General features: G+C 74.0%; 9 protein-coding genes. 6 read left to right on the top strand and 3 right to left on the bottom strand.

The annotated features are described in order from the left end of the window. Window positions 1-227 precede the first annotated feature (227 nt). Window positions 228-1,451 (top strand): glycosyltransferase family 2 protein, encoded by a 1,224-nt coding sequence (locus BLS99_RS10590; RefSeq protein WP_091048421.1) that lies wholly within the window; start codon window positions 228-230, stop codon window positions 1,449-1,451. On the opposite strand, the gene BLS99_RS10585 is transcribed toward BLS99_RS10590, so the two are convergent. Further along, window positions 1,365-2,789, bottom strand: a complete 1,425-nt coding sequence (locus BLS99_RS10585; RefSeq protein ID WP_091048418.1) for a glycosyltransferase family 2 protein — start codon at window positions 2,787-2,789, stop codon at window positions 1,365-1,367. The two genes, BLS99_RS10590 and BLS99_RS10585, sit on opposite strands and share 87 nt — an antisense overlap. 9 nt (window positions 2,790-2,798) lie before the next feature. Further along, the gene (locus BLS99_RS10580) at window positions 2,799-4,298 is read right to left on the bottom strand and encodes a glycosyltransferase (protein WP_176953303.1); all 1,500 of its coding nucleotides are present in this window, start codon (window positions 4,296-4,298) and stop codon (window positions 2,799-2,801) included. Window positions 4,299-4,461: 163 nt separating this feature from the next. Here BLS99_RS10580 and BLS99_RS10575 point away from each other — a divergent pair, with 163 nt between their 5' ends. From BLS99_RS10575 to BLS99_RS10555, 5 genes are all read left to right on the top strand, one after another. Next, complete coding sequence (locus tag BLS99_RS10575) at window positions 4,462-6,960, top strand: glycosyltransferase (protein ID WP_091048409.1); 2,499 nt, start codon at window positions 4,462-4,464, stop codon at window positions 6,958-6,960. Continuing rightward, window positions 6,957-7,289 carry a hypothetical protein gene (locus BLS99_RS10570; protein ID WP_143034750.1) on the top strand — a complete coding sequence of 111 codons (333 nt, stop codon included), beginning with the start codon at window positions 6,957-6,959 and terminating at the stop codon, window positions 7,287-7,289. The genes BLS99_RS10575 and BLS99_RS10570 overlap by 4 nt, the downstream gene beginning before the upstream one ends. A 218-nt stretch (window positions 7,290-7,507) precedes the next feature. Then, window positions 7,508-8,281 carry an ABC transporter ATP-binding protein gene (locus BLS99_RS10565; RefSeq protein WP_245712216.1) on the top strand — a complete coding sequence of 258 codons (774 nt, stop codon included), beginning with the start codon at window positions 7,508-7,510 and terminating at the stop codon, window positions 8,279-8,281. Next, entirely contained in the window at window positions 8,278-10,287 is a 2,010-nt protein-coding gene (locus BLS99_RS10560) for a CDP-alcohol phosphatidyltransferase family protein (protein WP_091048399.1), read from the top strand. Before BLS99_RS10565 ends, BLS99_RS10560 begins: the two co-directional genes overlap by 4 nt. A gap of 116 nt (window positions 10,288-10,403) precedes the next feature. After that, window positions 10,404-10,862: a hypothetical protein gene (locus BLS99_RS10555; protein WP_143034749.1), complete on the top strand. Its 459-nt coding sequence runs from the start codon at window positions 10,404-10,406 to the stop codon at window positions 10,860-10,862. A gap of 7 nt (window positions 10,863-10,869) precedes the next feature. Here the strand turns inward: BLS99_RS10555 and BLS99_RS10550 are convergent, their stop codons facing one another. Further along, window positions 10,870-11,763 (bottom strand): polysaccharide deacetylase family protein, encoded by an 894-nt coding sequence (locus BLS99_RS10550; protein WP_091048391.1) that lies wholly within the window; start codon window positions 11,761-11,763, stop codon window positions 10,870-10,872. Window positions 11,764-11,772: the final 9 nt, after the last annotated feature.

Below are 11,772 nucleotides of genomic sequence, written 5' to 3'. Positions count from 1 at the left end.
GTTCATTCCTCCGTCATGTAATGTGCGCGCAATTGCGGTCCGGGCGATCTGTTCACCGTTTGATCGGCGAATGTTCACCATTCCCGGCGCCCACTCGCGACGCCCGGAACGCCCGCCCGTCCCTTCCCGAAATCCGCCGTTCACATGCGGTTTCTCCCGCGACACGCCGTGACCTGGGTCCTATTCGGCGGTGAATCCGGGTGTCCCCCTGGGGCTACCATCGGTGCATGCCCTCTTTGAGCATCGTCATCCCCGTCTATGAGGCCGAGGCGTACCTCGCCGGCTGCCTCCGGACGATCGTCGGCGGGGGAGACCGGCTCGAGGTCGTCGTGGTCGACGACTGCTCGCCCGACGGCTCCCGCGCCGTCGCCGAGCGCTTCGCCGCCGCGGACCCCCGCATCCGGATCGTCTCGACCCCGCAGAACGCGGGCTCGGGTCCGGCCCGGAACTTCGGGCTCGCGCAGGCGACCGGAGACTACGTCTGGTTCGTGGACGGCGACGACGAGCTCAAGCCCGGCGCCGTCGAGCGCGTGCTCGCCGCCGTCGAGGGACCGGCCCGGCCCGACGTGGTCCTCGTCCAGCACGAGAAGGTCCGCGACACCGGCGCCGTCGAGATCGGCGAGCTCGCCGGCCTCGCCGCCGACTGCCCCGCCGACCCGGCCGGGTTCACGCTCGCCGAGTGGCCGCGCATCGTCGACTACACCCACACCCCCTGGACCAAGGTCTCCCGCCGCGCGTTCCTCACCGGCATCGACCTCGGCTTCCCCGCGGGCTGGTACACCGACATCCCCTGGACCTACGGGCTCCTGCGCCGCGCCGAGCGGATCGCCGTCGTCACCGAGTGCTGCTACCAGTGGCGCCAGCGCGCCGGGTCCTCGATCACGCGCACCCGCGACGACCGGCACTTCGACGTGTTCACGCAGTGGCAGCGGGTCTGGGACGACTTCGAGGGCGTCGCGGACGAGGGCGTCCGCGTGGCCCTGTTCAACCACATGGTGTGGCACCTGCTGCTGGTCATCGGGAACACCGAGCGGGTGGACCCGAAGAAGCGCCGTGAGTTCTTCCGCCGCACGTCGGCCCTGTACCGCCGCTACCACCCGGGTCCGGAGTCGTGGCGGCCCGCGGGCGGGGTGACGGGTCTGAAGCAGCGGCTGCTGGCGGCCCGCGCGTACCTCGGGTACGAGGCGCTGCGGCAGGTGTACCGGCTGGCCCGGCGCGTCAAGGGCGCTGAGGGCGACAAGAGCACTGGGAACGGTGCGGCCGGGAACGGGACGGCCGGAAATGGTGCGGCCGTGCCGGGCACGGCCGCCGGTGACGCGCTCGGGAGCGGTCCCGCCGCTGATGCGGCGCCGTCGGCGCCGGTGTCAGCGTCCGAGGCCGCGCAGGACGGCGCGGCGGAGCGATCCGCCGAGGCCACCGTCCCGGCCGCCGGCCGCGTCTCCGGGCGCTGAGGGCGCGAAGGCGTCCGCGAGCGGGCCGGTCGCGACCCGCTCGGTGCCCCACACTGCTTCGATACTCGTGCCGAGGTGCGCGGCGCGGGCGGCGGCGGCGGTGCGCTCGAGTGTCACGGTCCCTTGCGGGAGTGCGAGTTCGAGGCGTCCGAGGCGGTGCTCGTTGGCGTACGCGATGAGGGCGGCGACGGCGTCCGGTCCCGGTTCGGCGGCGGCGGGGATCTCGATCCGGTAGGGCACGCGGGTGTCGGGTTCCTCCTTGGCGGCGAACCGGACCCGTGCCTCTCCTCTATAGGTCTCCATGAGGAGCCGGGCGGCGAACGCGGGGTCGTCGAGGGGCGCGTGGCGGCCGGTGAGGGGTTCGGGCTGCTCACCGGTGACGGTGACGCGCAGGTCGTGGACCGTGCCGGTGAGGATCGCGTCCACACAGGACTCGGTGCCGTCCCCTGTGGGGACGACGACGTCGGCGAGGGGGGTGTCCCAGCTCCGGTTCGCCCTGGGCCGCTTGAGGTCCACTTCGGGGACGCGGTTGGCGATCTGGGGCCGGCGGTACGCCTTGGCGAGGTCGCCGCGGGAGGCGATCTGACGGGGGCCGAGGTGCCAGGCGGAGGAGTCGTCGTCGGGGACGAAGAGCGCGCCGGCCTGGTGGAGCCGGTAGCCGAAGACCGTGTCGGAGCCGAGGACCACGTCGGCGTCCATGCCGCCGGCGGCCTCGTACATGCCGCGGTGCACGGAGAACGAGGCGCCGACGAGGACGCGGAACGCCCGGTGGTCGGCGTCGCGCAGGCCGCCGGTGGCCTCGATGATCTGCTCGACCCACTGGGGTTCGGCCCGGTCGTAGAGCGAAGCGGCCTTCCCGGCGCGGACGGCCTCGAACACGTCGACCGGGTCGAGGTCGCCGGTCCGGTAGTCCACGAACCGCTTGTGGCCCAGGACGGCGAGGTAGTCGGCGGCGTGGTGCCAGCGCAGCTGCGACGCGACGTGGTCGTCGAAGGCGAGCATGTCGGCGTCCAGGCGCAGCACCACGTCGCCGTCGCTCTGGGCGACACCGGAGTTGGTGGCGTGGGCGGAGGCCCAGCCGCCGTCGAGGGGGGCGACGATCCGGGTGGTCTCGGGGCGGATCTCGGGGAGCCGCAGCGCCGGTTCGGTGCCGTCGTCGACGACGACGACTTCGAGCAGCGTCGACGGGTAGGTCTGCGCGGCGAGGGAGGCGAGGGTGATGTCGAGCTTGTCCTGGTGGCCGTGGGCGGGGATGACGACGCTGACGCTCAGGGAGGGGGGCCGGTCCTCGCCGGGTCGGGTCAGGGGGCCGTAGTCGTTGCGGCGGAGGACGTTCACGGTGCGCTCCTAGCGCTTGAGCATGGCGCGCAGCCGGGCGCGCTGGCGGGCGTCGAAGTACTTGCGGGCGAACCGGCGCGCGAGGTCGGCGGGCGGGGGGTTGAACACGGTGCCCTCCGGTTCGGGTGCGGTGAGGTCCGCGAACACGGTGGCGCCCCAGATCCCGGCGACGACCTGGTCGAGGCCGGTGTCGCCGGCGATGTGCCGGGCGCGCGCGAACGCGGCGGTCCGTTCGAGCCTAGCGGGGGGTCCGTCGGGGAGTTCGGCGAGGACGAGTCCGGCGTCGACGCGCTCCATGAGCTGGAGCATCCGGCCGAGGCTCTTGGCGCGCAAGGGGACCGGGCGGGGGAGGAGGAGCCGGTAGGGGACGGCGGGGTCGGGTTCGGGGGCCTGCGCGCTGAGGCGGACGCGGGCCTCGTGGCCGTAGAGCTCTTCGACGAGGCGGAGCTGGGCGCCGTCGCCGGCGAGGATGGAGGCGCGGTCCTGGGGGGCGGGGCCCTGGCCGGTGACGAGGGTGACGCGCACGTCGCCGTCGGGGCCGCCGAGGACGGGCGCCACGGCGGCGTCCACTTCGGACACGTTGGCGCCGGTGATGTCGACGACCATGTCCACCAGGGGGACCCGCCAGGCGCGGGGCGCGGCGGTGCGGCGCCAGCCGTGGAGGGGGACGCGCTGGGCGATGTAGGGGACGCGCTGGCGGCGGCCCTCCTCCTCCTTCTCCTGCATCTGCGGGATGCCGAGGTGCCAGGCGGAGGAGGTGGTCTCGGGGACGAAGACGGCGCCGGCCTGGGAGAGCCGGTACGCGAACTCGGTGTCGCTGCCCAGGCGCAGGTCGGTGTCGAGGCCCCCGGCGGTCTTGAAGAAGTCGCGGTGGAGGGACCCGGTGGCGCCGATGAACACCCGGTAGTTCGTGGGGTGGTGGGCGGTGAGTCCGTCGGTGTCGGCGATGACCTTCTCGATCCAGTGCGCGGTCGAGTCCTCGACCGCGAACAGCGCCTCGCCCTCCCCGACGAGGACCTTCTCGTGGACCTGCTCGGGGGTGAGGCGGCCGGGCTCCCACGCGGTGAACCGCTTGTGGCCCAGGACGGCGAGGTAGTCGGCGGCGTGGTGCCAGCGCATCTGGGCCTCGACGTGGTCGCGGTAGGCGACCATGTCGGAGTCGAGGCGCAGGATCACCTGGCCGTCGGCGTGGGCGACGCCGGTGTTGACGCCGTGCGCGGACCCCCACGAGTCGGGCGTGGTGGTGACGAGCCGGGTGTGCTCGGGCCGGAGCCCGGGCAGGCGCAGGGGCGGCGCGGAGTTGTCGTCGACGACGACGACCTCCATGAGGTCGGCCGGGTACGTCTGGGCCGCGAGGGCGGCCAGCGTGAGGTCCAGCTTCTCCTGGGCGCCGTAGGCTGGGATGACGACGCTCACCGCGAGACTCGGCTTCCACGCTGCCGCCTGCGGCGGGTGGAGGGCTCTATAGTCGTTGCGGACGATGCGCGGGCGTTTCGGTGAGTCGCTCATTTCGCGCCCACGATATCCCGGGAGCGGCGGCGGACATCGACCGGCTTCCCAGTTCAACATCTGTTTACGCAGGTGAGGGCGTCCGTTCGCTTTCAATTCAACTTCCGAGCCACTGGGCACGCGAGGATCTTGGCTGAATGCGACGCAGAGATGAACGGACGAGATGACCCCAGCTGACGAGGGCTCGCGCTACCCGGCCCGCCTGATCGACGACCAACTGGCGCAGTCGAAGGCCCGCCGGCGGGGCTCGCTCGCCTCGACCGCCCTGCGGACCCGCTCCCCGGGCGGCCGGTACCTGCTCGCGGCCGCCGCGACCCGCGACCTGACGCTCCCGGAGCTGCTGGCGGCGGCGCGGGAGGGGCGGCGCGTCGACGCGGACCCCGAGGCGCTGTGCGACCTCGCCCGCGTGGTCGGCCTCCAGTTCGGGACCGCGGAGGACCGGCGGGACGCGCTGGCGCTCTACGACCTCGCGCTGGAGCTGGGCGGCCCGAAGCGGGTCGCGGCCCGCGACGCGGCGGTGCACGCGCAGCTCGCGTTCGCCGCGGGCGACGCCGACCGGGTCCGGCGGCTGCTGCGCCGCTACAAGCACCTGCCCGAACCGGAGCGGGACGCGCTGCTCGCGGACCTGGAGCACCCGGACGCGGGCGGCGACGCGCAGGCGTGGGTCGCCCGGCTCGGCGCCCTGTGCGGGCACCCGGAACTGCGGGTCGACCTCGATGCCGAGGCCGATGCCGACGGTGCACCGCCGTGGTTCGACCGGCTCGGCGCCGACGCCGCGCCCGCGAGCGTCGACGGGCCGAAGGTCTCGGTCGTCATGACCGCGTACCGGCCCGACCGGGCCCTGCTCACCGCCGCCCGGTCGATCCTGTCGGGCACGTGGGCGAACCTGGAGCTCCTGGTCGTCGACGACGCCTCCGGGCCCGGGTACGACGCGGTCCTCGCCGCGGCCGCCGCGCTCGACCCGCGCGTCCGCGTCATCCGCAAGGACGCCAACGGCGGCACGTTCGCGGCCCGCAACACCGCGTTCGAGGCCCTCACCGGCGAATTCGTGACCGGCCTGGACGCCGACGACTGGGCCGCGCCCGGCCGCCTCGCCCGCTCGGTCGCCCCACTCCTGGCCGACCCCGCGCTCCAGCTGACGTACGGCGAGGCGTTCCTGTTCACCGAGGACCTCGTCGCCACCCGGCCCGGCCGGGTCCTCACCACCGCCTCCACCGCGTCGATGACGTTCCGCCGCAGCGCACTCGACCGGCTCGGGTTCTACGACGAGATCCGCAAGGGCGCCGACACCGAACTCCTGCACCGCTTCACCGCCGCCTACGGTGCGGCCGCGGTGCGGCGCCTGGACGCGGCGGACACGCTCATGCGCCAGGCCCCCGGGTCGCTGTCGCGCGAGGAGTTCGGGCCCGGCTGGAAGCACCCGTCCCGCCGCGCCTACCAGTCCTCGTACCCGCTGTGGCACCGGCAGATCGCCGCGGGCGAGGCCGACCCGTACCTGCCCCGCCGGCCCGTCCGGCGCCCCTTCTGGGCCCCCTACCACGCGGCCGTCGCCCGCGCCGACCAGCGCCGCCGCCGCTTCGACGCCGTGTTCTGCCTCGACTGGCGGCCCTTCGGCGGCCCCCAGAAGTCCGCGATCGAGGAGATCCGGGCCCTCCGCGAGGACGGCCGGAGCGTCGCCGTCATGCACCTGGAGTCGTGGCGGCACATGACCACCGAGGACCGGCCCATGTGCGAACCGGTGCAGCGCATGGTCAACGACGGCTACGTCGACCAGGTCCTGCCCACCGACGACGTCGAGTGCGGGCTCCTGGTCCTGCGCTACCCGCCGATCCTCCAGTTCCGGTCCGGCGAGCGATCGTCCGTGCGCCCCGAGCGGATGGTGGTCCTCGCCAACCAGGCCCCGGCCGAGCGCGACGGCACCGACGTCCGCTACGACCCCGACGGCTGCCACGCCAACGCCGTCGACATGTTCGGCGTCGAACCCCTGTGGGTCCCGCAGGGCCCGCAGGTCCGCGAGGCCCTGGCCGGGCTCACCGCGGGCCGCCTCGCCGACTTCGACATGCCCGGCATCCTCGACACCGCCGGCATCCACCCCGCCCGCACCGGGTTCCGCTCCACGCTCCCCGTCGTCGGCCGCCACTCCCGCGACGACCGCACCAAGTGGCCCGCCGCCGCCGACCTCCCCCTCGTCTACCCCGGGGACGGCCGCTGGGACGTGCGGATCATGGGCGGCGTCAAGGCCGTCGCCGCGATCACCGGCGAGCCCGTGCCCTCCGAGTGGACCTGCTACGGCTTCGACGAGACCGACGTCGACTCGTTCCTGTACCAGCTCGACTTCTGGATCTACTTCCCCCACCCGATGCAGTACGAGGCGTTCGGCCGCGCCGTCCTGGAGGCCCTCGCCGCCGGGTGCGTCACCGTCCTCCCCCCGCGGTTCGCGCCGGTCTTCGGCGACGCGGCCCTGTACTGCGAGCCCGCCGAAGTGGTCCCATTGGTGGACGGCCTGTACGCCGACCCCGAGCGGTTCCTCGCCCGCAGCGCCCTCGCCCAGCGGCGGGTGCGCGAGCGGTTCAGCCACGACTCCTACCGGGAACTCGCGGCCGGACTGCTCGCCGACCGCGACCTCGACCACACCGCCGCCCGACCGGGAGTGCTCCGATGAAACGACTGCTCAAAGCCGTGTACCGGCGGCTCGGCCGCCCCGCGCCCGCCCGCCTCGCCGTCGCCGCCGCGATCCTCGCCGCCGCCGGCCTCACCGCCCTCGCCCTCCTCGGCACCACCCGGCTCGTGTGGGCCGCGTCATTCCTGATGAGCCTGGTCACCCTCGCCGGGCTCGCGCTGGCGTGGAACGAGGCCCGCCAGGCCCGCCTCGAAGCCCGCGCCTCCGCCGAGCGGGCCGAGGTCACCTACCGGCGCATCCTGGCCGCGTTCGAGGTCGAGCGCCTGGCAGCGGAGCGCCGCCACGCCGGCGGCGGCGACCGCGCCGCCTGACGCCCCGCCCGCGCCGGCCCCATGAGATTCCTCTCGGATCGGCCGTGATCTGCCCGCGAAGGCCGGGCGGTAGTATTGGCGCGCCATCGAAAGGCGCACTGCAACCATCTTGTTCCGGGAGGGCCGCCCCCATGGAGGAGCCGATCATTCAGGCTCGTGACCTCGGGATCTGCTTTGCGAAAGGCAAGCAGAAGAAAGGCCGGGTCAAGGACCTGTTCGTGCGGCGCGCCGCCAACAAGCAGGGAACGCCGGCGCAGGACTTCTGGCCGCTGCGCCACGTCAACTTCGACATCTTCCCCGGCGACGCCGTCGGCATCATCGGACGCAACGGCACCGGCAAGTCCACGCTGCTGCGCCTCATCACCGGCGTCCTCATCCCCGACGAGGGGTACGTCCGCCGCGAAGGCCGCGTCGCCCCCCTCATCGCCCTGTCCGCCGGGTTCTCCGGCGAGCTCACCGGCCGCGAGAACGTCAACCTGGTGGCCGCCCTCCACGGCATGACCACCAAGGAGATCAAGAACAAGTTCGACGAGATCGTCGACTTCTCCGAGCTCGAGGACTTCATCGACACGCCCGTCAAGTACTACTCCTCGGGCATGAAGGTGCGCCTCGGCTTCGGCGTCATCACCCAGCTCCCGCACCCGATCCTCCTGGTCGACGAGGCCCTCGCCGTCGGCGACGCCGCGTTCAAGCGCAAGTGCCAGCAGGTCATCGCCGGGCTCCTCAAGGAGGGGCGGACCCTCGTGTTCGTCTCCCACTCCGAAGGCGACCTGAAGAAGTACTGCGAGCGCGGCATCTTCCTCGACGCCGGGACCCTCGTCACCGACGGCACCGTCCAGGAGGCCCTCGACTCCTACAAGGAGGCCGAGGCCCGCGACCAGAAGGCCAAGGAGGAGCGCAAGGCCCGCGCCGCCGCCGCCAAGGCCGCCGAGGCCGCGAAGGCGGCCCCCGCCCCCGTCCTCGTGCCGGGAGCGGCCGAGGCGGGCGCGTGAGCCGAGCCGTCATCCTGCCGGCCCGGGGGGGCTCCACCGAGATCGACGAGGACCGCACCGTCCTCGACCGGCTCGTCGCACAGATCCGCGAGGCCGGATGCGACGACGTCACCGTCCTCACCCGGCCCGGCACCGACCGGCCCGTCAAGGCGACGCAGATCGTCTCCGCCGACGCCGACGCCGACCTCGCCCACATCGGCGAGATCGCGTTCGCGCAGGACGGCCCGCTCTACCTCGCCTGCGCCGACCTCGTCGCCTCCCAGACCACCGTCGCGGCCGTCCTCTCCGACTCCTCGCGCCGCTCCGGCGTCCTCGTCGGCGCCGACGACCCGTCCGCGGCCCCCGTCCAGGTCGAACGCGGCCTCGTCACCGGCCCCGGGCCCGGCCCGACCCGCCTCGGCGGGCTCGCGAAGGTCTCCGCCGCGCACCTCGCCCGGCTGGAGCGCCACTGGCCGCGCCGCGCGCAGGGGGCGGACGCCTTCGCGGACGTCCTCGCCGCCCTCCACGCCCGCGCGATCCCCGTCAACGCCTACCGGACCGGCGGGCTCGAACACCGCCAGGTCCAGACCGCCGACGAGGCCCGCGAGGTCGTCGCCGCGTTCGAGGCCGTCGACATGGACGCGTGGCGCCTCAAGAACGCCGTCAAGCACGACGACGACCTCTTCGCCACCTACGCCGTCTCCACCTGGTCGCCCAAGCTCGTCAAGCTCGCCGCGCGCCTCGGCTGGACCCCCACCCCGATCACGTGGGTGTCCATCGCCCTCGCCGTGGCCGCCGCCGCGATCTTCGCCGCCGCCCCCGCCGTCCTCGCCGACAACCTGGTGCCGTGGACGTACCTCGGGGCCGCCGCCCTCATGTACTTCAGCTTCGTGTTCGACTGCGTCGACGGCCAGCTCGCCCGCTACACCCAGAACTTCTCGTCCTTCGGCGGCTGGCTCGACATGATGGCCGACCGGTCCAAGGAGTTCCTCATCTACGCCGGCCTCGCCGCCGGCGCCGTCGCGGGCGGCGCGAGCGCCCCCGCCGCATGGGGGCTCGCCATCGCCGCCATGGCCGCCCAGACCGTCCGGCACACCGCCGACACCTGGTACGCCGTCCTCCTCGACACCGCCGTGGTCCGCCAGGCCCGCAAACGCGAGTCCGCGCCGCCCTCGGGCCGCGCCGCGCACCTCGGCGAACGCCTCGGCTCCGCGTCCGAGCAGGTCATCGGCGCCCACCGCTCGGTCCTCTACTGGGCCAAGCGCACCGTCGTCGCCCCCGTCGGCGAGCGCTGGCTGCTCCTCGCCGTCGCCGCCGTCGCCTTCGGGCCGCAGGCGGCGCTCGCCGCGCTCCTCACCTGGCAGCTCCTCGCCCTCGGCTACACGACCGCGGGCCGCACCCTCCGGTCGCTCGCCGCCCGCACCGCCGCCCTGCGCCGCCCCGACCGGGCCGCGCACCGCGACGACGGGCCGCTCGCCCGCATCGTCCCGCGCACCCGCCTCGGCGGCGACATGACGCCGTTCGCCGCGACCGCCGCCGCGGTCCTCGCCGCCGGCGCCGGCGTCCTCGCCGCCGCCCTCGACGCGCCCCCGTGGGTCCCCTTCGGACTCGCCGCGCTCGCGCTCGTGCTCGCCGGATCGGTCGCCCGCACCGACCACGACGGCATCCTCGACTGGTACATCCCCGCCGGGCTCCGCGCCGTCGAACTCGGGGCGATCAGCGCCGCCGGGATCGCCGCCGGCGTCGCCTGGCCCGTCCTGTACCTGCTGCTCACCGTCATCGCACTGTACTTCTACGACCTCGCCGCGGGGCTCGACAAGGCCGCCTCCCCGGTGGCCCGCCGGGACCTCGGCCTCGGCTGGCCCGCCCGCAGCCTCATCGCCATCGCCGCCGCCGCGGTCGCCGTCGCGACCGCGCCGGCAGTGGCCACAGTGGTCTACGGGGTGCTCGCCGTGTACGTCGCGGCGGTCTTCGTGGGCGCCGTCGTCGCCGGCACCGTCCGCGCCTCCCGCACCGCCGCCGCCTGAACCCGCGGCGCGCCCGGCGCCGCCCGCCCGATCCCCTTTGACCGTCAAGCGAACTCGTTCGGATTACATGCCCCGACAGGCGAGCGGTCCTGGCCGCTCGCGACTAAGGTGTACGTGTGCGCAAGTGTGGGCTCCGGCGTCTGGTGCTCGTCGCGTCCGTGATCGGGGCGGTGGGCGTGCTCTCCCTGCCCTGGTACGCCGGCGCCGACCCGCGAAGCGACTCAGCGGTATCCGAAGTGGACTGGGTGAACGCCGACGAGACCAACCCGTGGCCGCCCGGCTCCGACCTGACCGAGAGCCCCAGCTACGACGGCGACGGCACCGCCGACGGCCCCGACGGTGAGGACGGCCAGGACGGCGGCGACGGCTCGGACGGCGAGGGCGGCCCCGGCGGCGACGGCCCCACCGGCGAGGCCGGGAACCCCGGCTCGGGCCCCGCCGACGGCGGCGAGAACGAGTCCGACGGCATCCTCGGCCTCGCGTTCCCCGTCCAGGCCGGCATGAGCGTCGGCCTCCTCGCGCTCGCGTTCCTCGCGCTCCTGCCGGGCCGGCGGATGCCCGCGAACCTGCGCTAGGACGGCCCTAGAGCGCCGTGTACGCGTAGCCGCGGTCCTCGAACTCGTCGAGGATGGACCCCAGCGCCCCGCACATGTCCTGCTGGTTCGACGCCCCGTCGTGCAGCAGGATGATCGCCCCGGGGGTCGTCTTGTCGAGGACGTGGTCCTCGATCTGCCGCTCGGTGGTCGCGTTGTCCCAGTCCGAGGGGTCCACGGCCCAGTGCAGGGACTCCATGCCCAGGTCGGCGGCCACGCCGATGGCCTTCTCGGTCCACTGCCCGCCCGGGTGCCGGAAGTACCGGACCTCGGCGCCCGGCGCGGCCTTGAGGATCGCGTCGTTGGTGCGCTGGAGGTTCGCGCGGATCTCCTCCCCGCTCCAGGTGCCCAGGTCGAACTCGTGGTACCAGGAGTGGTTGCACAGCGTGTGGCCCTCGCGGGCGATGTCGGCGACGAGCTCGGGGTACGACTCGGCGTAGGCGCCGATGAGGCAGAACGTGGCCTTGATGCCGCGCTCGCGGAGCATGTCGAGGACCTTCGGAGTCCACTCGGGCGAGGGGCCGTCGTCGAAGGTGAGCGCGACCGATTCGTCCCCGGTGTGGTTGCGGGTCCCCAGCGGCCCGTCGTAGGTGTTCCCGGCCGGCTCGGCGGCGGGCGCCGACGAGGGCGGCGCGGGCGACTGCGGCGACGGCGAGGCCGCAGGAGTGGTCTCGGCGGCGGCGCTCGTCTCCTGCTCGGAGGAGGAACCGCCGTCCTCGGTGGCCGGGGCCTCCTCGTCCGCGGAGGACGCGGGGGCCTCCTCCCCGGTAGGCTCGGTCGCGGTCAGGGTCCCCGACGGCGGCGTCTCGCCCTCGGGCCACATCCACGCGAGCAGGAGCAGCGCGAGGAGCGCGGCGGCGATGCCGTACTTGTGGCGTCCCATGCCGTGATT

The sequence above is a fragment of the Glycomyces sambucus genome, assembly GCF_900102815.1.
In the GTDB taxonomy this organism is placed as follows: domain Bacteria; phylum Actinomycetota; class Actinomycetes; order Mycobacteriales; family Micromonosporaceae; genus Glycomyces; species Glycomyces sambucus.
The sequence above is the reverse complement of the archived record's forward strand: the minus strand, read 5'-3'. Positions and strand labels throughout refer to the sequence as shown.

Excerpts from the sequence above, each read along its gene's own strand:
- BLS99_RS10550 (WP_091048391.1), bottom strand. The coding sequence starts at position 11,763 with ATGGGACGCCACAAGTACGGCATCGCCGCCGCGCTCCTCGCGCTGCTC.
- BLS99_RS10575 (WP_091048409.1), top strand. The coding sequence starts at position 4,462 with ATGACCCCAGCTGACGAGGGCTCGCGCTACCCGGCCCGCCTGATCGAC.
- BLS99_RS10570 (WP_143034750.1), top strand. The coding sequence starts at position 6,957 with ATGAAACGACTGCTCAAAGCCGTGTACCGGCGGCTCGGCCGCCCCGCG.
- BLS99_RS10580 (WP_176953303.1), bottom strand. The coding sequence starts at position 4,298 with ATGAGCGACTCACCGAAACGCCCGCGCATCGTCCGCAACGACTATAGA.
- BLS99_RS10590 (WP_091048421.1), top strand. The coding sequence starts at position 228 with ATGCCCTCTTTGAGCATCGTCATCCCCGTCTATGAGGCCGAGGCGTAC.